The organism is Actinosynnema sp. NPDC050436 (genome assembly GCF_040655415.1).
GTDB lineage: Bacteria > Actinomycetota > Actinomycetes > Mycobacteriales > Pseudonocardiaceae > Actinosynnema.
The window spans coordinates 239,490-259,490 of the sequence record NZ_JBFAJV010000010.1; the positions used below are offsets into that span (position 1 = coordinate 239,490).

A 20,001-nucleotide genomic window follows, 5' to 3' on the forward strand; every position below is an offset into this window, starting at 1 on the left:
ACCGCGCGGGCCGCTTTCGCCGCCCTGCGCCCCCTTTTCCCCGCACTTCCCGGACCCGCGCGCCGCCCGTCGCGTCGTGGGCCGACTCCTCCTGCCCTCCTTCCAAGGGACACCCATGACCATTTCGGCCTCCGGGCTGCGCAAGAGCTTCGGTGAGCAGGTCGTGCTGGACGGCATCGACCTGCACGTGCCGGAGGGCGCGGTCTTCTCGCTGCTGGGCCCGAACGGGGCCGGCAAGACCACTGCGGTGCAGATCCTGTCCACGCTGATCACCGCCGACGCCGGCGAGGTCACCGTCTGCGGCCACGACCTGCGCCGCGACCCCGACGGGGTGCGCTCGGTGATCGGCGTGACCGGCCAGTTCTCCGCCGTCGACGGCCTGCTGACCGGCGAGGAGAACCTGCGGCTGATGGCCGACCTGCGGCACCTGCCGCGCCGCGAGGGCCGCCAGGTCGCGCGCCGGCTGCTGACCAGGTTCGACCTGGAGGACGCGGCGGCCAGGCCCGCGTCCACCTACAGCGGCGGGATGCGCCGCCGGCTCGACCTGGCGATGACGCTGGTCGGCGACCCGAGGGTGATCTTCCTGGACGAGCCGACCACGGGCCTGGACCCGCGCAGCCGGCACGGCCTGTGGCAGATCATCCGCGAGCTGGTCGCCGGCGACGGCGTGACGATCTTCCTGACCACCCAGTACCTGGAGGAGGCCGACCAGCTCGCCGACCGGATCGCCGTGCTGGACCAGGGGCGGCTGGTCGCCGAGGGCACCTCCGACGAGCTCAAGAAGCTGGTGCCGGGCGGCCACGTGAGCCTGCGGTTCACCGACGTGCGGTCGCTCGACGCCGCGTCGCGCGCGCTGGAGGTGATGGGCCGCGACGACGACGCCCTGACGCTCCAGGTCCCCGGCGACGGCGGCGTGCGGTCGCTGCGCTCCCTGCTCGACCGGCTCGACCGGGCCGCCGTCGAACCGGACGGGCTCACCGTGCACACCCCCGACCTGGACGACGTGTTCTTCGCCCTCACCGGGCGGCCGACCCCGGAGGCGAGCGCCCGATGAGCACCCACACCCTGGCCGACTCGGCGACCATGCTGCGCCGGGACTTCAAGCACCTCCAGCGCTACCCGGTGATGGCCATCAGCGGCCTGGTCATGCCGGTGTTCATGATGCTGCTGTTCGTCTACGTGTTCGGCAGCGCGATGGTGGGCTCGGTCGGCGGCGGGGCCTACGTCGACTACCTGGTGCCCGGCATCCTGGTGATGGCGGTCGGCGCGGGTTCGGCGGCCACCGCCGTGAACATCAACGTCGACATGACCGAGGGCGTGATCGCCCGGTTCCGGACCATGGCGATCTCCCGGGTGTCCGTGCTGACCGGGCACGTGCTGGGCAGCGTGATCCGCACGGTGGTGAGCCTGGCGCTGGTGGTCGGCGTGGCGGTGCTGATCGGGTTCCGGCCGCGCGCGTCGGCCGCCGAGTGGCTGCTCGCGGCCGGCGTGCTGCTCCTGCTGACCCTGGCGCTGACCTGGCTCGCCGTCGCGGGCGGCCTGGCCGCGAAGAAGCCCGAGGGCGCGAACGGCTTCTCGCTGCCGTTCCAGTTCCTGCCGTTCATCAGCAGCGCGTTCATCCCGACCGACTCGATGGCGCCGGGGCTGGCCTGGTTCGCCGAGCACCAGCCGTTCACGCCGATCATCGAGACGCTGCGCGGCGTGCTCGCCGGGACACCGGTCGGGGACAGCGCGTGGTGGGCGATCGGGTGGTGCGCGCTGGGCACGGCGATCGGCTACGGCCGGGCGCGGGCGCTCTACAACCGCGACCCGTCCCGCTGACCGGACGGGCCGACGTGGTCCCGCCGCCGGCCGCTGCGTTCTGAGGGGTGCGCAGCGGCCGGCGGGGACGACCCGCTCCGCCGCCGGACCGCGCCCGCTCGTGGCGCGGTCCGGCGCAGGCGCTCGCCGACCGGGGTGCCGGCGCCCCGGTGGTCCGTTGTGGACGAAGCTGGTCAGCGCCCCTGGTCGAGCGCCCCTGAAGGGCCGTCACGGGTGCCTCCGGTCTACGGTGTCCCCCGTGGACCCGCGCGAGGACGAAGAGGACGACTTCGACCCCGAGGAGGACGACTTCGAGGAAGACGAGGAAGAGGACGAGGACGACCTGTTCGGCGTGACCTCCGAACCGCGCACCATCTGCCACCTGTGCGGCGGGGCCGGTTTCGTGGCGCACCCGAGCGCCGCCGTCATCGGCGGCACGCCCCGGACCGTGGACAACGGCCGCGAGTGCCCCCACTGCCACGGCGCGCGCAAGTTCCCCGGACTCGTCCCGCCCGTCTGAGCGCACGGTGCGAACGTCGGAGCCCGACCCCCGACGGACCGGGCTCCGACGAGTTCTAGGGGGTCCGCCCCGAGGTCCGGCACCCGGCGTCCTCGTCGGCCGCCGCCCGGGCGGCGATCAGCCGGTCGGTCTCGGCCTCCTGCCGGGCGAACGAGCGGGGCGACAGGCCGCGCCACGCCACGACCAGGGCCGCGACCTGGACGAGGGTGACCATCAGGTAGACCTCCCGCAGCCCCAGCCACGCGGCGACCAGGCCGCCCGCCAGCGCGCCCAGCGGCGTCAGACCCCAGGCCAGCGCCCGGTGGCCGGTCAGCACCCGGCCGAGCAGCTCCGCCGGGGTGAACCGCTGCCGGCTGGACTGCGAGCACACGTTCCACACCATGACGATGGCCGACTCGGCGAACACCACCAGCGCGATGCCGCCCGCCCACGGCGGCAGCACGGCGACCAGCAGGTGGCAGACCACCATCCCGACCTGCGCGAGCCGCATCGACCACGCGTAGCCCAGCCGCGCCACGACCCGCCGCACGACGAACGACGACGCGACCCAGCCGACCGCCATGCAGGTCATCATCACGCCGTAGCCGACCGCGCCCAGGCCGAGCACCTCGTGCACGTACAGCACGAACATCGACATCTGCGCGCTCGCCCCGAACGACCCGAGCGCGACCGCGACCGTGATCGACAGCAGCAGCGGCGTGCCGACCAGGAACCTGAGCCCCTCGCCGATGTCCCGCAACGGGTGCCGGCGCGACCGCGTCACCGACCGCGCCGGGATGCCCCGGCTGACCAGCAGGGCGACCAGCGCCGCCACCAGCGCGAGCCACGGCGGCATCCCGAAGCCGAACCCGACCAGGAACCCGGCCGCGGGCGGCACGACGAACTGCACCACGCCCCGGTCGATGAGCATCAGCCGGGTGTTGGCCGACGCGAACTCGGCGGGTTCCACCACCTCCGGCACCAGGGCGCCGGAGGCACCGTCGCCGAGCACCTGCGCGGACGTCACGACGAACGCCAGCACCAGCAGCAGCGGCAGGTCCACCGCGCCCGCCAGGCCCGCGACGGCGAACACCAGCGCCGCGCACGCCTGCACCCCGTAGGCGAACCCGAGCACGGTCGTGCGCCGCACCCGGTCGATCAGCACCCCCGCGAACAGCGAGAACAACAGCCACGGCGACTGGCCCACGATGTTGACCAGCGACACCTCCCGAGGATCGGTCGTGATCGACACCGCCACCAGCGGCAACGTCGTCAGCATCACGCCCTCGGCCACCGAACCCGACACCGCGGCTGCCTGCAGCCGCACCCACCCCCTGGACATGGGTCACAGCCTGTCAAGGCCGACACCGGACACGAACGTTTTAGCCACGGCTCAAACGGGCGCTAGGCTGGCGGCGAACCCGGCCCCCTCCCCTGCGGGAACGACGCATGGCCCTGCGCTTCACCGTCTCCCCGCTGTGGGAGACCATCGCCGCGCTGCGCGTGCTCGCCGACCCCGGCTGCTACCCGGTGCACCAGCGCTGGATCGCCGAGGTGGAACCGGGGCTGGCCGGTCTCGGACCGGATCCGACGCTGCTGACCGCCCTGGCCACCCGGCCGGTGATCCCGGAGTTCCTGATCCCGACGCCGGGCGTGCGGACGATCGGCATCGAGGACGAGCTGACCTGGCTGCCGAAGGTGGCCGACCCGGCCCGGGTGGCCGCCGCGCTGCCCGACCACCCCCGCTTCCGCGCCCTGCTGGAGGACCCGCAGGCCGCTTTGACCACGATCTGCGAGCGGATCGGCCGGGTGCACGAGGTGGTCATCGCCCCGGTCTGGCCACGGCTGGAGGGCGTGCTCCAGGGCGACGTCGAGCGGCGCGGCCGGCGGGTGGTCGAGGCGGGCGGGCAGGCGGTGCTGGCCGAGCTGCACCCGGACGTCGGCTACGACGACGGGCACGTCGTGGTGCGCCGCGCGCCGACCGCCATCGGCGACCGGGACCTGGTGCTCGTCCCGTCCGCGTTCACCTGGCCGGGCGTCTACCTGCGCGACAGCCCGGTCCGGCTGGCGCTGTGCTACCCGGCGCACGGCTTCGGCTCGCTGTGGGAGCGGTCCGCCCCGCCCGCCGGCAACGCCCTGGCCCGGCTGCTCGGCGCGACCCGCGCGCGCCTGCTGCACGAGCTGGAGCGCCCCAGCACGGTCACCGAGCTGGCGGGCCGGCTGGGTGTGACGGTCGGCGCGGTGTCGCAGCACCTGGGCGTGCTGCGGGCGGCCGGGCTGGTGGTGAGCCGCCGGGAGGGGCGCGAGGTCGTCTCGCTGCGCACCGGCCTCGGTCAGGCGCTGGCGCAGGGGGAAGTACGGTAGTCCGACGTGGAGGTCCTGTCCGTACCCGAGTGGACCGCGCGCCGGGACCGGCACGCGTCCCGCGTCCGCGCGTGGACGCAGCCGCACCACGAGCGCAAGGCGCGCGGCGAGAAGCACCCCGTGCTCGACTTCCTGTTCAGCTACTACAGCCACCGCCCGGCCCGGCTGGAGCGCTGGCACCCCGGTCCCGGCGTCGTGCTGGCCGGGGGCGACGAGTACCTGCGGTGGCCCGTCTACCAGCGCGTCGACGGGGGTGTGGCGCTGGACGTGGCGGCGTTCGCGGCCGAGCGCGCCGCGACGGTCGCGTTCACCCACCGCCTGCTGACCGCCACCGCGTCCCGCGCGCCGCGCCTGGGCTGCTTCGGCCTGCACGAGTGGGCGATGGTGTACCGGTCGGACCGGGTGCGGCACGAGGCGTGGCCGCTGCGGCTCGGGCACGACGGCACGGACGCCGTGGTGGAGGGGCAGAAGGTGCAGTGCAGCCACTTCGACGCGTTCCGGTTCTTCACGCTGCCGGCGCGACCGCGCAACGCGCTGCAACCCACCCGGGAGACGCAGGTCGAGCTGGAGCAGCCGGGCTGCCTGCACGCGTCCATGGACCTGTTCAAGTGGGCGTACAAGCTCGACCCGGCCACGCCGTCCGAACTGGTGGCGGACTGCTTCGAACTGGCGCTGCGGGTCCGCGAGCTGGACATGCGGGCCAGCCCCTACGACCTGTCGGGGCTCGGCTACCCGCCGGTGCCGATCGAGACCCCGGAGGGGCGTGCCGAGTACGTGCGGCAGCAGAGCGCGTTCACCTCGGCAGCCGCGCCGCTGCGGACGGCGCTGATCGGGCTCACCCGGACGCTGCTGGCTGGCCCCGTCACCTCGGAGTAACGCTCGGTCACTTCACCCGTTCCGCAGACTTCACCTGTTAGCGTGACGCCGGTCGGGATTCGCCAGCCGTAGTCGGACGCTGAGAGGTAAGACGATGTCTCGACACCGCGCGTTGCGGACCAAGGTGCGGCGCGGGATCGCCAAGTGGCCGGTCGCCATCGTCGGCGTGGTCGTCCTGCTGGTGCTCGGGTACCTCGCCTGGACGTGGGTGGGCGGAATCCTGGAGCGCCGCGCCGCCGCCCAGGCGGGTGACTGCCGGGCGGGCCAGACCTCGCTGCGGGTGGCCGCGACGCCCAGCGTGGCCGACGCCGTGCGGCAGGCCGCCGAGTCGTGGAGCAGGGGCCGCCCGGTCGTCTACGACCACTGCATCCAGGTCGAGGTGCAGGCCATCCACTCCGACGTGGTCCTGCAGAGCCTCACCCAGGGCTGGGACGAGGCCAAGCTCGGCACCCGGCCGCACGCGTGGGTCACCGACTCGATGCTGTGGGCCAACCGCCTCGGCGCGCAGAACCGGGCGCTGCTCGGCGCGCAGCCGGTGTCCATCGCGGCCAGCCCGGTGCTGCTGGCGCTGCCCCAGGAGGGGGCGCAGGCGCTCCAGGCCGGTGTCGGGTTCCGCTGGACGGACCTGCCCGAGGTGACGTCGGCGGCGGGCGGCTGGGCCCGGTTCGGCAAACCCGAGTGGGGCGACTTCAAGGTCGCCATGCCCGACCCGACGACCAACGCGGCCACCGCGATGGTGATCCAGTCGGCCCTGGCGGGCGCGAGCCCGGACGGCAAGGGCCCGGTGACCACCGAGATGCTCGCGCTCGACCCGGTGAAGGCCGCGCTCGGGCGTCTGACGGCGTCCAAGCCCGAACAAGCGCCCACGACCACGTGGGACGCCCTGTCGCAACTGGCGGCCAAGTCCGGGGTGAACGCGGCGGGGTTCAGCGCGGTCCCGGTGTCCGAGGTCGACCTCTACCGGCACAACACCGGCAAGGACGGCGGCACCGCGCCGTTGCAGCCCCTGTACGGGGTGGCGGCGGGCGGCCCGTCCCCGGTCGCGGACTTCCCCTACGTGCCGCTCGCGGGCGACTGGGTCGGCGAGGCGCAGGTGCGCGCGTCCCAGGAGTTCCAGAAGTTCCTGCTGGAGGACGACCAGCAGCGGACCCTGGCCGGCGCGGGCCTGCGGGTGGACGCCACCACCGAGCGGCCCAAGCCGTCGCCGGGCATCCGGTGGGCGACCATGACCGACAAGCTGGTGCCCGCCGACGCCACCACCGCGCAGCAGATCTCCGCCGCGTGGGCCACCGCCGACAACGGCCAGTCGGTCACCGTGCTGGTGGACGTGTCCAAGTCGATGGAGGAGCCCGGCGGCGACGGCAAGTCGCGGATGGCGTGGGTGAAGGACGCGCTGTCCGGCCAGGTCAACCGCTCGGTGTCGGGTTCGCTGGGCCTGTGGGAGTTCTCCCGCTCGCTGGACGGCGAGAAGCCGTACCGGCAGCTCGTCGGCACCGGGCCGGTGGCCGGGCAGAAGCAGCAACTGCTCGACGGCGTCGCCGGGCTGCGCCCGCAGAGCGCGACCCAGCTCTACACCAGCGTGGCCGCGCTCTACGCCCGGACGCTGGCCGACCACCAGCCCGGCAAGCGCAACCGCATCATCGTGCTGACCGACGGGGCGAACGACGGCGGGCTGACCTTCGCCCAGCTCAAGGGCGAGCTGACCAGGCTGAAGCAGGACGGCAAGGACATCGAGATCAGCGTGCTGGCGATCGGCCCGGACCCGGAGCGCCAACCCCTCGGCGAACTCACCCGCACCACGGGCGGCACGCTGTCGGTGGTGGACGACGGTCGCGGCGTCGACGCGGCCCTGGCCCAGCTCCTGTCGGCTTAGCCGGGGGCACCGCTCCCGCGCGGGACGCGCCGCGCGTGGCGTGGGTCAGGCGTAGAAGGTGGCCATGGTGGTCACCGCGCCCTTGATCCGCTCCCGCAGCTCGACCGGCTCCACGACCTCCGCGTCCGCGCCCAGCCGGAGCAGGTCGGCGGCGGCGTGCTCCACGGACTCGATCGGCACGCGGACCGTCGTCCACTCGCCCCGGGGTTCGACGCCCGCCAGGGCCCGGCCCGGCACCAGGCCCAGCAGGTAGGGCGCGCGGCGCAGGCCCGCCTCGGTCAGCCGGACGGTGGCCTCCAGCGGGAACATCCGCTCCTCGAAGCGCGCCGACCACCCCGCCCAGAACTCCGCCAGGTCGAAGCCGGCGGGCCGCTCGAACGGCTCGTCGGTCGCCGTCAGCTCCAGCACCCGGGCCACCCGGTAGGTGCGCAGGTCGCCGGACGCCTCGGCGACCAGGTACCAGACCCCGGCCTTGAGCACGAGGCCGAGCGGGCCGACGACCCGTTCCACCTCGCCGCCGGCCGAGCCCCACCTCCGGTACCGGACGCGGACGCGCCTCGGGTTCCACACCGCGTCCGCGACCTCGGCGAGGAACGGCATGTCCTCGGCGTGGCGGAACCACCCCGACGTGTCGAGGTGGAACCGCTCGCGCACGCGCCCCGCCCGGGACCGCAGCTCCGGCGGGAGCGCGGCGAGGATCTTGAGCTGCGCGGCGGCCACCACCGCGCCCAGCCCCAGTTCGGCGGCCGGTCCCGGCAGGCCGGCCAGGAACAGCGAGTCCGCCTCCTCCCCGGTCAGCCCGGTCAACCGGGTCCGGTAGCCGTCGAGCAGCCGGTACCCGCCCGTCGGGCCCCGGTCGGCGTAGACCGGCACGCCGGCCGAGCCGAGCGCCTCCACGTCCCGGTAGACCGTGCGGACCGAGACCTCCAGCTCGTCGGCCAGCTCCTGGGCGGTCAGCCGGCCGCGCGACTGGAGCAGCAGGAGCAGGGAGAGCAACCGCCTGGCGCGCATGACCCGATTGTCCCCGATACCTGACGCGGGTTGTCAGGTACGCCGTGCAGACTCGTCGGCATGAGCACCGAAGCGAGCGGCACGGTCGGGATGGCCGACTGGGTCGAGCACACCTGGGACGGCAAGCGCTACGACGAGGTCACCGGCCCGAAGCAGACCACCGGCGGCATGACCACGACCTACCGGGGCGACCTGGAGGCGACCGGCGAGATGCGGTTCCTGATGTCCTACCCGGACGACGCGTCGTGCCGGTCCACCGGCTACGAGGTGGTGACCGGCACGCTGGCCGGCCGCACGGGCACGTTCGTGCTGGAGCACGTCGGCGGGTTCCGCGACGGCGTCGCCGAGGGCACGTTCACGATCGTCTCCGCCGGCGGCGACCTGGCGGGCCTCACCGGCACCGGCACCGTCCGCTGGCACCAGACCGAGCCGAGCCGCTACACCCTCGACTACGACCTGGCGTGACCCCGGGGGGCGGCCACCCGACCGCCGGCAGGCACGGCGAACGCCGGCAGGCATCGGGTGCCTGCCGGCGTGCGGCGGTCGAGCGGACGAGCGGCGGTCAGCCGCCGTAGGCGGACACCGGGGGGCAGGAGCAGACCAGGTTGCGGTCGCCCTTCGCGCCGTCGATGCGCCGCACCGGGGGCCAGGTCTTCGGGGCGGCCGTGCCCGCCGGGAACACCGCCTCCTCGCGGCTGTACGGGTGGTCCCACTCGCCGGTCACCGACGCCGCCGTGTGCGGCGCGTTGCGCAGCGGGTTGTCGTCGGCCGGCCACTCGCCCGAGCCGACCCGGTCGATCTCGCCCTTGATGGCGATCATCGCGTCGATGAACCGGTCGATCTCGGCCAGGTCCTCGGACTCGGTCGGCTCCACCATCAGCGTGCCCGCCACCGGGAACGACATGGTGGGCGCGTGCAGGCCGTAGTCGGCCAGCCGCTTGGCCACGTCGTCCACGGTCACGCCGGTCGCCTTGGTGATCGGCCGCAGGTCGAGGATGCACTCGTGGGCCACGAAGCCGCCCTCGCCGGTGTAGAGCACCGGGAAGTGCTCGTCCAGCCGCCGGGCCACGTAGTTCGCCGCCGCGACGGCGGTCAGCGTCGCACGGCGCAGGCCGTCGCCGCCCATCATCCGCACGTACGCCCACGAGATCGGCAGGATCGACGCCGAACCCCACGGCGCGGCGCTGATCGGGCCGACGCCGGTCGCCGGGCCGGCGGTCGGCTGCAACGGGTGGTTGGGCAGGAACGGCGCGAGGTGCGAGCGCACGCCGATCGGGCCGACGCCGGGGCCGCCGCCGCCGTGCGGGATGCAGAACGTCTTGTGCAGGTTCAGGTGCGACACGTCCGAGCCGAACTTGCCGTACTGGGCCAGGCCGATCAGCGCGTTGAGGTTCGCGCCGTCCACGTACACCTGGCCGCCGGCCTCGTGCACCAGGCCGCACACCTCGCGCACGGTGTCCTCGTACACGCCGTGCGTGGACGGGTAGGTGATCATGATCGCGGCCAGGTCGTCGCGGTGGGCGTCGACCGTCGCGCGCAGGTGGCCCAGGTCGACGTTGCCCTTGTCGTCGCACTTCACCACGACCACGCGCATCCCGGCCATGACGGCCGACGCGGCGTTGGTGCCGTGCGCGGAGGACGGGATCAGGCACACGTCGCGGTGCTCGTCGCCGTTGGCGCGGTGGTAGGCGCGGATCGCCAGCAGGCCCGCGAACTCGCCCTGGCTGCCCGCGTTGGGCTGGAGCGACACCGCGTCGTAGCCGGTCACCTCGGCCAGCCACGACTCCAGGTCCCGGACCAGCGAGAGCAGGCCGGCGGCGTCGGAGGCGGGCGCGAACGGGTGCAGCTCGGCGAACTCGGGCCAGGTGATGGCCTCCATCTCGGCCGTGGCGTTGAGCTTCATCGTGCACGAGCCGAGCGGGATCATGCTGCGGTCGAGCGCGACGTCCTTGTCCGACAGCGACCGCAGGTAGCGCAGCAGCGCGGTCTCCGAGCGGTGCGCGTGGAACACCGGGTGCGTGAGGTAGTCGCTGGTGCGGCGCAGGTCGGCGGGGATGCCGTCGGCGGTGTCGGCGTCCAGGCCGTCGATGTCGGCCACCGCCACGTCGAACGCCCGCCACACCGCGACGAGGTCGTCGCGGGTCGTCGTCTCGTCGCAGGCGATCGACACCGTGTCGGCGTCCACCTGCCACAGGTTGACGCCCAGCTCGCGGGCGGCGGCCACGATCGCGGCGGCCCGGCCCTCGACGCGCGCCCGGACGGTGTCGAAGAACTCGCCGTGCACGACCTCGACGCCGCCCTCGCACAGGCCGGCGGCCAGCACGGTCGCCATCCGGTGGGCGCGGGTGGCGATGCCGCGCAGCCCCTCCGGGCCGTGGTACACGGCGTACATGGAGGCGATCACGGCCAGCAGGACCTGCGCGGTGCAGATGTTGCTGGTCGCCTTCTCGCGGCGGATGTGCTGTTCGCGGGTCTGCAGCGCCAGCCGGTAGGCGCGGTTGCCGTCGGCGTCGACCGACACGCCGACCAGCCGGCCGGGGAGCTGGCGCTCCAGGCCCGCGCGGACGGCCATGTACCCGGCGTGCGGGCCGCCGAAGCCCATCGGCACGCCGAAGCGCTGGGTGGTGCCGACGACGACGTCCGCGCCGATCTCGCCGGGCGGGCGCAGCAGGGTCAGCGACAGCAGGTCGGCGGCCACCACGGCCTGCGCGCCGGCCGCGTGGATCTCCGCGATCAGCGACTCCTGGTCGCGGACCACGCCGGAGGCGCCGGGGAAGGACAGCAGCACGCCGAAGAAGTCGCCGCCCAGGCCGAGGCCCTCCAGGCCCTGCGACAGGTCGGCGGTGACGACCTCGATGCCCAGCGGCTCGGCGCGGGTCTCGATCACGGCCAGCGTCTGCGGCAGCGTGTCCTGGTCGACCACGAACTTGGCGGACTTGCTCCGGCCGGCGCGGCGGACCAGGGTCATCGCCTCGGCGGCGGCCGTGGACTCGTCCAGCATGGACGCGTTGGCCAGGGCCAGGCCGGTCAGGTCGGCCACCACGGTCTGGAAGTTCAGCAGCGCCTCCAGCCGGCCCTGCGAGATCTCCGGCTGGTAGGGGGTGTAGGCGGTGTACCAGGCCGGGCTCTCCAGCACGTTGCGGCGGATCACCGGCGGGGTGGTGGTGCCGTAGTAGCCCAGGCCGATCATCTGCTTGAGCGGCTTGTTGCGAGCGGCCAGGGCGCGCAGCTCGGCCAGCGCCTCGGTCTCCGTGGCGGGCGCGGGCAGGTCCAGCACCAGGTCGCGCTCCCGGATCGACTCGGGCACCGCGCGCTGCGCCAGCTCCTCCAGCGAGCCGACGCCGATCACGTCGAGGATGCGGGCCAGCTCGGCCGGCCGGGGGCCCACGTGCCGGTCGGCGAAGGGGGTGCCGTGCTCGAGAGCGGCGAGGGGGATGCGGTCGTGCGTCATAGATACGCCTCCGGGGCTACGGGCACACTTCTGCCGTTGCCCTCCCCCTCTGTCTTCTGCCCGTCGGGGCGCCTGAGAGCTTCACCCGGCCGTCGGAACGGACCGGGCTTGCACCGTCGGCGGGGTCGGCGGACCGACCCGCTTTCCAGAGGCGTCTCACCCGCGCGGTCCTTGCGCCTGAGAGGTTCCGGGGAGGATTTGCTCCTTCGGCGCCGAGACGTGCTCGGACTCTCCCGCGCGGGATAAAGCGACTACCCGCGAATGGTACCCGGACCAGGCCCGCAGGCCCGCACGGACGCGACGCGGATCTCAGCCGGTGGCACGGGACTTCGGGGTCGCGGCTGCGGGGCCCGGCCGGACCGACGCCCCGGACCGCTCCGACGGGCCTGGCGGTACCGACGCGCGCGGGCCTCAGCCGGTGGCGCGGGTGCGCCGGCGGCGGGACAGCTCGTCGTTCGGGGCGTGCTCGACCTCCCCGCCGTCCGCGCGCTCGGCGGGGAACTCGTGGATGGTGCCGCTGATCTCCCGCATCGCGCCGCTGACCGCGATCCCGAACACCCCCTGACCGCCCTGGAGCAGGTCCACGACCTCCTCCGGCGAGGTGCACTCGTAGACCGTCGTGCCGTCGCTGAACAGCGTGATCCGGGCCAGGTCCTGCACGCCCCGGCGGCGCAGGTGGTCGACCGCGACCCGGATGTTCTGCAACGAGACCCCGGTGTCCAGCAGCCGCTTGACCACCTTGAGCACCAGGATGTCCTTGAACGAGTACAGCCGCTGGCTGCCCGAGCCCTGGGCACTCCTTATGGTCGGGTTGACCAGTCCGGTGCGGGCCCAGTAGTCGAGCTGGCGGTAGGTGATGCCCGCGATCTGGCACGCGGCAGGGCCTCGGTAGCCCACGAGCTCGTCCGGCAGCGAGGAGTCCGGGAACAGCTCACCCTGTTCGCCGGATCCGGCCCGGATGGCTTCCTCGACCACGCCTGCCTCCCCTCGGTCCGGCCACGACAGCCGGCGACCACCGTGCAACCGCCCCGGCGTTGGAATCACACCGTGGCAATTCACCCGAGTTCGACGGTAAGACCGCCTAGGGGGCAGGTCAACGCGACGCGCTGAGCGTGTCGCACCTCAACCTCAGGTTGAGGTTGAGAGAGACGCCCGACGTAAGCCATTCGGGTGACGTTTAGTGATCGTTTAGCCGATCACCGCTGACGTTGTGTAATTCGGAAGTGTGACACCGGGGGGTGGCACACCGGGTTGATCCACAACTCACCGCACACACCACGGGGGGCCGACCCGACTCGCGGCCGGACCACCGGCCCCTCGTGGCGCAGCCGGCACCCGAACCGACGAAACGCCCACTCACAGCCCGCCACCGAGCGTCCGTCGTGCACACCGGCCGACCGCCCGGACGGCCCCCGGCGCCCCCCGAACAGCTCCCGGCACGGGGTCCCGGACCGCCCGGGGCACTCCCCAGCCGGCCGGGACCCGGCCGCTGCCGCCCCGCTGCGCCCCGAACGCGCGAAAGCCCGGAGCGACCGCTCCGGGCTGCCCGTCCGACCCCACCGGGCCGGACCGCCTCCACCTCGTCCACCTGCGCGCCGCGGCGGCACGCCCGGCCCGGGACCGGGCTACGTGTCCGCGCCCCGGAAGTCCTCCGGCGACACCGAGTCGAGGAACTCGCGGAACTTCTCGACCTCGTCCTCCTGCTCGTCCGGGATGATCAGGCCGGCCTCGGCCAGCACCGACTCCTCCGCGTGGATCGGCACGCCGATCCGCAGCGCCAGGGCCACCGAGTCGCTCGGGCGCGCCGACACCCGGACGTCGCCGTCGAACACCAGCTCGGCGAAGTAGGTGCCCTCCTGCAGGTCGGTGATGCGGACCTGTTCGAGGTTGCGGCCCAGGGCCCCGATGACGTCCTTGAGCAGGTCGTGGGTCAGTGGCCGCGCGGGGCGCACGCCCTGTTGTTCCAGGGCGATGGCGGTGGCCTCGACCGACCCGATCCAGATCGGCAGGTAGCGCTCGCCCTCGGTCTCGCGCAGCAGCAGGATCGGCTGGTTGGCGGGCAGTTCCACCCGCACGCCGACGACGCGCATCTCGCTCATCGGGTATCGCCTCCCTCAGCGCGCTGAAATTCTGGCGTCCCCGCTATCCCACGAGGATCCCCCACGTACCCTTTCGACGCTACCCGCCAAGCGGGCCTTGTGCGCAACCACCTGGTATCCGGATCACCATTCGGACACCGGTTCACCTGGGGGAAACGCGACCACCTGCGACGTCGCGGAGCCCGGTCTTCACCAGGAGTGTGTGCAGCGTTACGGAAAGCGCCGCGAGTTCGCGGACGACTTCATCGGCACGGCCGCGCGCTCGCGGGTCCCGCTGCCGGTAGAGGGGTGCGACGACCTGCTCGACGAGGCCGACCTCGCGGTCGGCCGCCGCGCGGAAGGTTCGCAGGTGGCGCGGGTCCAGGCCGAGGCCGGTCAGCGCGCGCACGGTGGTGGCGACCTGGAGGGCGTCCTGGTCGTAGGACCCGCCCGCGCCCGCCCTGAGCAGGCCGTGCTGCTCCAGGTCCGCCAGCAGCGCCCCGTCCAGCCCGGAGCGGGCCAGCAGCTCCTCCCGGGACAGCCGGGGCGCGGACCCGCCGGCGGCCTGGTCGGCGGCGGGCAAGCTGTCCACGGCGCGCAGCACGCGGCCCGGGGCCGCCGCGTCGGCCGCGTCCAAGTGCTCCCTGATGACCTTCAGGGGCAGGTACCGGTCGCGCTGGGCCGCCAGCACGTACCTCAGCCGCTCGACGTCGACCGAGGTGAACTGGCGGTACCCCGAGGCGGTGCGTGCCGGGCGGACCAGCCCCTCCGACTCCAGGAAGCGGATCTTGGAGATCGTCACGTCGGGGAACTCCGGTCGGAGCTGCGCCAGCACCGCGCCGATGCTCAGCCCCCCGCGCTGTGGCCGCCCGGCCGCCGTCACTGCGCCCCCTGACCCCCGGCGCCCGGACCGGTCAGGAACACGAGGCGGAACTTGCCGATCTGCACCTCGTCGCCGTTGGCGAGGACCGCCTGGTCGACGGGCTCGCGGTTGACGTAGGTGCCGTTGAGGCTGCCCACGTCGATGACCACGAACTCGCCGCCCTCGCGGCGGAACTCGGCGTGCCGGCGGGACACCGTCACGTCGTCGAGGAAGATGTCGCTGTCGGGGTGCCTGCCCGCGCTGGTGGTGTCCCGGTCCAGCAGGAACCGCGAACCCGCGTTCGGGCCGCGCTTGACCACGAGCAGGGCGGACCCCGCGGGCAGCGCGTCGACACCGGCGACGGCCGGCTCCTGTGCGGGTGCCTCGGCGCCCTCCACCTCGGCGAGGAAGTCGGCCCGGAAAACGGAGGTCCGCTCCGGGGACTGCTCCGGCGGAACGCCTGGCCCGTCGTTCGTGCTCACCTGAGCTCTCCTCCTGCTGCTGGAACCGTCGAGACCGCTAGAACCTATCGTGCCCGAACCCCGGTCCGAGGAGCGGCTCCCCCACCGACCGAAGATCCGACGGAAGATCGACGTCACCCCTGTGCCGCCAGCTCCTGGTACGCGGCGGCGTCGAGCAGGTCGTCGACCGCGGTGGGGTCCTCCAGGCGCAGCTCCACCATCCAGCCCTCGCCGTACGGGTCGGAGTTGACCAGGTCGGGCTGCTGGTCGAGGGAGTCGTTGCGGGCCACGACCTCGCCCGCGAGCGGGGCGTAGATGTCCGACACGCTCTTGGTGGACTCGACCTCGCCGAGGGTCTGGCCCGCCCCCACCTGCTCCCCGAGTTCCGGGAGCTGGACGAACACGACGTCGCCGAGCTGCTCTTGGGCGTAGTCGGTGATGCCGATGCGCACGGTGTCGTCACCGGTGCGCAACACCCACTCGTGCTCCTCGGTGTACTTGAGCTCCTCGGGAATCACCGCGGTGTGCTCCTTCATGACGGTGGATCTTCGCTGCCGGATCTTCCCACGCCCCGTTCAGGCGGGTACGACCCCCGGCGGTCGACGCAGGGCGAGGGAGAACTGGTACACGTACAACGCCCCCGACCACAAGTAGAGCGCACCGCCCCACACCATGAACGCGTAGGCCACCGGTCGGGCGACCTGGGCGGCGGTGGACGTCCCCTGGGCGAGCAGGAGCATGGGGAACGCGTAGAGCAGGTTGAAGGTCGCGGCCTTGCCCAGGTAGGTGACCTCGAACGGCCCGTAGCCGCGCCGCCGCAGCACCGGCAGGCACGCGCCGACCACCAGCTCCCGGCCGACCAGGACCGCCGCCACCCACCACGGCACGATGTCGCGGACCACGAAGGCGACCAGCGTGGACAGGATGTAGAGCCGGTCGGCGGCCGGGTCGAGCAGCGCGCCGAGCCGGCTCATCTGGTCCAGCCAGCGGGCGAGCTTGCCGTCCAGCCAGTCCGACAGGCCCGCGAGGACCAGCACGACCACCGCCCACCCGTCGGCCTGCGGCCCGAGCAGCAGGTACAGGAACAGCGGGACGCCGAGCAGCCGGAGCACGCTGAGCGCGTTCGGGATGGTCAGCCACCGGTCTGCGGGGTCGTGCGGCACACCCGAACTGTAGAGCCGCCGGTGGGCGGCGGGTGCGGCACGGGGTGTTCTCCGGGCAGCGGGCAGCCCGGGTGGGTGGGGAGGGTGGGCGGAGAGGGGCGTGCGGGCACCCGGGGCCTCGGGCTCTGGGGGACCCGGCGCGCGGTCAGCACGGGGAGCCCGAGGGTTCGGCGGGAGGGGTTGGGTCGCGGTCCGGTCAGTGCGACCGGGTGCGGCTCCAGCCCCGGCGTTGCAACTGCTCGCCGCTGAGCGCCTGCGGGCGACCGCGGTCGTCCACGCCGACCCAGCGGGCTCGGAAACCTTCGAGCACGTAGGCGTGGCCCTTGCTCCAGACCACGCTGCACGGGGCGGTGGGCAGCGGTGCCGCGCCCGCGGTGCGGGCGCGCGCCGCCTTGCGCTTCGCGGGCTCGGACTCGGTTTCCGTAGTGGTGCTCATCGTCGATCCCTCCGTACGGGTGTCGCCCGCGACGGTCGCGGCGCTGTCCCCACGTCCAGATTGTGCGCGAACTGTGGCGTCCGCCACCTCCGAATTGCGCGAGTCTCGCCCATCGGGCGATCCGGTCGCCGAATTGCGCGGCGCGCTTCCCCCGGGGTGTAGCCCGCCGGGCGCAGGTCGAACCGTTCACCGCGCGTCATCCGCCGCCGGACGACCGGCCGACTACACTGGAACTGATCAAGACGCCATCTGCCCGCTTGTGATGCCCGAAGGGCCTCCGTACGGTGGTTGGCGCAGCGGTTGAGCAAACAGCCGCGCCGGGGAAGCTCCGGTTTACGGGCCACAAGTGTCGCCACGCTGCATGTTCGTCGTCGGCGTTTGCCGCACACCTGGGCTTCCCTCCCCAGCGGTTACAGGTGAAGAGGAGTCCTCGTGACGGTGCAGGATCCGAACGTCGTGGCGACGAGCGGAACCGGGTCCGCCGCGGACGGCACGCGTACCGCGCGGGTGGTCCGCTCGGTGGACCACCCGGCGGACGGTGTCACGGTCGTGGCAGTCGGCGGAGAGATCGACATGTTGACCGCCCCCGAACTGCGCGCGGACGTGCTCGGCCGGTTGGACGGCGGCGACACCCTCGTGCTCGACATGTCCTCGGTGAGCTTCCTCGGCTCAGCCGGGCTGGCGGTGCTGGTGGAGGCGTCCCAGCACGCCCAGCGGCGCGGTACGGCGTTCCGGGTGGTCGCGGTGGAGCGGGCGGTGATCAGGCCGCTGGCCGCGACGGGTCTGGGCGAGGTCTTCAGCGTGCACGGCTCGGTGGCCGAGGCGCTGGCGGCGGTGCGGGCGGCGGACGGCGAATCGTCGGCGGGCTAGCGTGCGCCACCAGGTCGACGACCTGGTCCACGCCGGCCGCGAGGAGCGCGGTGTGCGCCGGGCCGTGCTCGGGCGCGCGCACGACCAGGCGGTTGCCGGCCGCCGCAGCGGCCTCGGCGATGCCCCGCAGGCTGCGCACGAGGCCCTCGGCCCGGCTGCCGAGGCCCCTCAGGTCGACCACGACGGGCACGGAACCCCCGCGTGCGGCGGTCAGGATGCGCCGCCGCACGGCGGGGCCGTCGCGCGCGGGCACGTCCCCCAGCACGACCACCTCGACCCACCCGGACCGCTCCACCACGCGGACCTGGTCCAGCGGCGAGGGCCGGTAGGTGCCCCGGGTGGTGTGCAGGGCGGCCATGACGAGCGTCACGCGCGTGCCGCCGGCGGCCCGCTCCACGTGCACCTCGTCCACGTTCTCGCGCATCAGCAGCAGGCCCCGGCCCCGGTCGGACAGCGTCGCGGGCGGCACCCGCCAGGTCCCGTCGTCGGCGACCACCACGCACACCCGGCCGTCGGGCCGGGCGTCGGCGGTGATCCGGACCCGACCGGGTCGCCCCGGCGGGTAGGCGTGCTCGACGGCGTTGCTCATCGCCTCGTTGACGGCGATGACCAGGTCGTACCGGTCGTCGTCGGACACGCCGAGGTGGAGCAGCCAGGCGTCCAGTTGCCCTCGGGCCTGTGCGAGCAGCGTCGCCACGGCGGGGATCTCCACCCCCCAGTGGCGGTCCGCGAGTCTTTCGCTCAAGTGGCCTCCCAGTGACACGCCCCAGTGAACACCCCTGGCGACGCACCAACGAGTCTTCCCAGTACGAACGGCCCTTACACGTGTGAGGACCGATCCAATCGGGTATCGATAGCTTCAGCACCATCGAGACAGAACGGACGATGAGGTGAGCGTGTCGCACACGGAGCCGCAGAGCGGCGAGTCGGATGACCCCTTGGCCGGGGTCGAGTTGCGGATGGCGGCCGATCCCACGCAGCTGTCGGTCGTCCGTGCGGTGGCGGCCGACATCGCCATGCGCCAGGACTTCGACCTGGATTCGATCGAGGACCTGAAGCTGGCGGTGGACGAGGCGTGCTCCACGCTGATCTCGCTGGCCGCCCCCAGCGCGGTGCTCAGCGCCAGGTTCCTGGTGTCGGGCGGGGCGGTGCAGGTCTTCGCCACGGTCGGGTCGAAGCGGTCCGCGCCGCCGGACCGGGACAGCTTCGGCTGGCGGGTGCTCAGCGCGCTGGTGGACTCCGTGACGACCTGGGTGGCGCCCCGGTCGGACGCCTACGAGGTGCACATCGACCTGGTCAAGCGGTCGCAGGGGACGGCGTGACGGCGGCTGAAAACGGGGGCACGACACGTTCGCAGGGGGACTACGACCACCTGGCACCCCTGTTCGTCCGGCTCGCCGCGACGGAGAAGGGGCTGCCGGAGCGGGAGCGGCTGCGCGACGAGCTGGTCACCGAGCACCTGCCGGTGGCCAAGCACATCGCCCGGCGCTTCGGCCACCGGGGCGAGCCCTACGACGACCTGGTGCAGGTCGCGACGGTCGGCCTGATCAACGCCGTGGACCGGTTCGACCCGGAGCGCGGCAGCGACTTCCTGTCCTTCGCGGTGCCGACGATCATGGGCGAGGTGCGGAAGTACTTCCGCGACTCCAGCTGGTCGGTCCGGATGCCCCGGCGGCTCAAGGAGCTGCACCTGGCGATCAACGCCGGGTCGTCGCGGCTGTCCCAGCAGCTCGGGCGCGCGCCGACCCCGTCGGAGCTGGCCGAGCACCTGGGCCTGTCCCGCGAGGAGATCCACGAGGGCCTGGCGGCGGGCAACGCCTACCACAGCGCGTCGCTGGACGACCTGCTGACGGCCGACGAGAGCTCCATCTCGCTGGGCAGCACGCTGGGCGAGGAGGACCCCGAGATCGAGGCGATCGAGCAGCGCGAGGCGCTGCACCCGCTGCTGGAGAAGCTGCCGGAGCGGGAGCGCAAGATCGTCGTGATGCGGTTCTTCGGCAACATGACGCAGACCCAGATCGCGCAGAAGGTCGGGATCTCGCAGATGCACGTGTCGCGGCTGCTCGCCAAGACGCTGCGGCAACTGCGCGACGGCCTGACCGAGTGAGTCCCACCGGTCGTCCGGGGTGCCGAGGCACGCCGAGTGGCCCGTGCGCGTGACAGAGGCCCGGGGGCGCGGGGGCGCGCGGCCGGCCCCCCGGCGGCGGAGCGGGCGGGCGGGCGGGGGGACGACCCGCCGCCGCGCCGGCGCGGGGCG

The 20,001-nt window shown here is 73.4% G+C and carries 21 protein-coding genes and 1 riboswitch; of the genes, 10 read left to right on the plus strand and 11 right to left on the minus strand.

All coding sequences use genetic code 11. From position 1 onward, the window contains the following. The first annotated feature begins 115 nt into the window (after window positions 1-115). The 3 genes from AB0I60_RS24310 to AB0I60_RS24320 all read left to right on the plus strand — a co-directional run bounded on the left by AB0I60_RS24310 (window position 116) and on the right by AB0I60_RS24320 (window position 2,320). Window positions 116-1,054, plus strand: coding sequence for an ATP-binding cassette domain-containing protein (locus AB0I60_RS24310; protein WP_360733184.1), 939 nt, complete (start codon window positions 116-118; stop codon window positions 1,052-1,054). Then, window positions 1,051-1,821: an ABC transporter permease gene (locus AB0I60_RS24315; RefSeq protein ID WP_360733185.1), complete on the plus strand. Its 771-nt coding sequence runs from the start codon at window positions 1,051-1,053 to the stop codon at window positions 1,819-1,821. Before AB0I60_RS24310 ends, AB0I60_RS24315 begins: the two co-directional genes overlap by 4 nt. A 238-nt stretch (window positions 1,822-2,059) precedes the next feature. Then, complete coding sequence (locus AB0I60_RS24320) at window positions 2,060-2,320, plus strand: hypothetical protein (RefSeq protein ID WP_360733187.1); 261 nt, start codon at window positions 2,060-2,062, stop codon at window positions 2,318-2,320. 55 nt (window positions 2,321-2,375) lie between these two features. Here AB0I60_RS24320 and AB0I60_RS24325 read toward each other — a convergent pair whose 3' ends face one another. Continuing rightward, a complete protein-coding gene (locus AB0I60_RS24325) occupies window positions 2,376-3,641 on the minus strand; it encodes an MFS transporter (RefSeq protein ID WP_360733188.1) in 1,266 nt (421 codons plus the stop codon). A gap of 107 nt (window positions 3,642-3,748) precedes the next feature. On the opposite strand from AB0I60_RS24325, the gene AB0I60_RS24330 reads away from it, so the two are divergent. The 3 genes from AB0I60_RS24330 to AB0I60_RS24340 all read left to right on the plus strand — a co-directional run bounded on the left by AB0I60_RS24330 (window position 3,749) and on the right by AB0I60_RS24340 (window position 7,412). Then, window positions 3,749-4,663, plus strand: a complete 915-nt coding sequence (locus AB0I60_RS24330; RefSeq protein ID WP_360733190.1) for a DUF5937 family protein — start codon at window positions 3,749-3,751, stop codon at window positions 4,661-4,663. Between the two features lie 6 nt (window positions 4,664-4,669). Next, window positions 4,670-5,539, plus strand: coding sequence for a 3-methyladenine DNA glycosylase (locus AB0I60_RS24335; RefSeq protein WP_360733192.1), 870 nt, complete (start codon window positions 4,670-4,672; stop codon window positions 5,537-5,539). A 94-nt stretch (window positions 5,540-5,633) separates the two neighbouring features. Next, the gene (locus tag AB0I60_RS24340) at window positions 5,634-7,412 is read left to right on the plus strand and encodes a VWA domain-containing protein (RefSeq protein WP_360733193.1); all 1,779 of its coding nucleotides are present in this window, start codon (window positions 5,634-5,636) and stop codon (window positions 7,410-7,412) included. A 45-nt stretch (window positions 7,413-7,457) separates the two neighbouring features. On the opposite strand, the gene AB0I60_RS24345 is transcribed toward AB0I60_RS24340, so the two are convergent. Continuing rightward, complete coding sequence (locus tag AB0I60_RS24345) at window positions 7,458-8,423, minus strand: WYL domain-containing protein (protein ID WP_360733194.1); 966 nt, start codon at window positions 8,421-8,423, stop codon at window positions 7,458-7,460. 60 nt (window positions 8,424-8,483) lie between these two features. Between AB0I60_RS24345 and AB0I60_RS24350 the strand changes: the two genes are divergently transcribed. Next, window positions 8,484-8,888, plus strand: coding sequence for a DUF3224 domain-containing protein (locus AB0I60_RS24350; protein WP_360733195.1), 405 nt, complete (start codon window positions 8,484-8,486; stop codon window positions 8,886-8,888). A 97-nt stretch (window positions 8,889-8,985) separates the two neighbouring features. Here AB0I60_RS24350 and gcvP read toward each other — a convergent pair whose 3' ends face one another. The 8 genes from gcvP to AB0I60_RS24390 form a co-directional block, all read right to left on the minus strand. Continuing rightward, window positions 8,986-11,874: an aminomethyl-transferring glycine dehydrogenase gene (gene gcvP, locus AB0I60_RS24355; RefSeq protein ID WP_360733196.1), complete on the minus strand. Its 2,889-nt coding sequence runs from the start codon at window positions 11,872-11,874 to the stop codon at window positions 8,986-8,988. A 155-nt stretch (window positions 11,875-12,029) separates the two neighbouring features. Continuing rightward, a riboswitch (glycine riboswitch) is annotated at window positions 12,030-12,120 on the minus strand. Window positions 12,121-12,285: 165 nt separating this feature from the next. Then, window positions 12,286-12,849 carry a MerR family transcriptional regulator gene (locus AB0I60_RS24360; protein WP_360733198.1) on the minus strand — a complete coding sequence of 188 codons (564 nt, stop codon included), beginning with the start codon at window positions 12,847-12,849 and terminating at the stop codon, window positions 12,286-12,288. 650 nt (window positions 12,850-13,499) lie between these two features. Continuing rightward, window positions 13,500-13,973, minus strand: coding sequence for a bifunctional nuclease family protein (locus tag AB0I60_RS24365; protein WP_015103830.1), 474 nt, complete (start codon window positions 13,971-13,973; stop codon window positions 13,500-13,502). A gap of 142 nt (window positions 13,974-14,115) precedes the next feature. Then, window positions 14,116-14,835, minus strand: a complete 720-nt coding sequence (locus AB0I60_RS24370) for a MerR family transcriptional regulator (RefSeq protein WP_360733200.1) — start codon at window positions 14,833-14,835, stop codon at window positions 14,116-14,118. Next, window positions 14,832-15,296: a glycogen accumulation regulator GarA gene (gene garA / locus AB0I60_RS24375; protein ID WP_015103832.1), complete on the minus strand. Its 465-nt coding sequence runs from the start codon at window positions 15,294-15,296 to the stop codon at window positions 14,832-14,834. The genes AB0I60_RS24370 and garA overlap by 4 nt, the downstream gene beginning before the upstream one ends. Window positions 15,297-15,409: 113 nt before the next feature. Further along, window positions 15,410-15,811, minus strand: coding sequence for a glycine cleavage system protein GcvH (gene gcvH / locus AB0I60_RS24380; protein ID WP_360733203.1), 402 nt, complete (start codon window positions 15,809-15,811; stop codon window positions 15,410-15,412). A 39-nt stretch (window positions 15,812-15,850) separates the two neighbouring features. Continuing rightward, a complete protein-coding gene (locus AB0I60_RS24385) occupies window positions 15,851-16,438 on the minus strand; it encodes a CDP-alcohol phosphatidyltransferase family protein (RefSeq protein WP_360733205.1) in 588 nt (195 codons plus the stop codon). A gap of 196 nt (window positions 16,439-16,634) precedes the next feature. Further along, window positions 16,635-16,874: a hypothetical protein gene (locus tag AB0I60_RS24390; RefSeq protein WP_360733206.1), complete on the minus strand. Its 240-nt coding sequence runs from the start codon at window positions 16,872-16,874 to the stop codon at window positions 16,635-16,637. 432 nt (window positions 16,875-17,306) lie between these two features. Between AB0I60_RS24390 and AB0I60_RS24395 the strand changes: the two genes are divergently transcribed. After that, window positions 17,307-17,744, plus strand: coding sequence for an STAS domain-containing protein (locus tag AB0I60_RS24395; RefSeq protein ID WP_360733207.1), 438 nt, complete (start codon window positions 17,307-17,309; stop codon window positions 17,742-17,744). Here the strand turns inward: AB0I60_RS24395 and AB0I60_RS24400 are convergent. After that, entirely contained in the window at window positions 17,671-18,489 is an 819-nt protein-coding gene (locus AB0I60_RS24400) for an ATP-binding protein (protein ID WP_360733209.1), read from the minus strand. The two genes, AB0I60_RS24395 and AB0I60_RS24400, sit on opposite strands and share 74 nt — an antisense overlap. A gap of 151 nt (window positions 18,490-18,640) precedes the next feature. Between AB0I60_RS24400 and AB0I60_RS24405 the strand changes: the two genes are divergently transcribed. Further along, window positions 18,641-19,066, plus strand: a complete 426-nt coding sequence (locus AB0I60_RS24405) for an ATP-binding protein (protein ID WP_360733210.1) — start codon at window positions 18,641-18,643, stop codon at window positions 19,064-19,066. Continuing rightward, a complete protein-coding gene (locus AB0I60_RS24410) occupies window positions 19,063-19,851 on the plus strand; it encodes a SigB/SigF/SigG family RNA polymerase sigma factor (RefSeq protein WP_360733211.1) in 789 nt (262 codons plus the stop codon). Before AB0I60_RS24405 ends, AB0I60_RS24410 begins: the two co-directional genes overlap by 4 nt. Window positions 19,852-20,001: the final 150 nt, after the last annotated feature.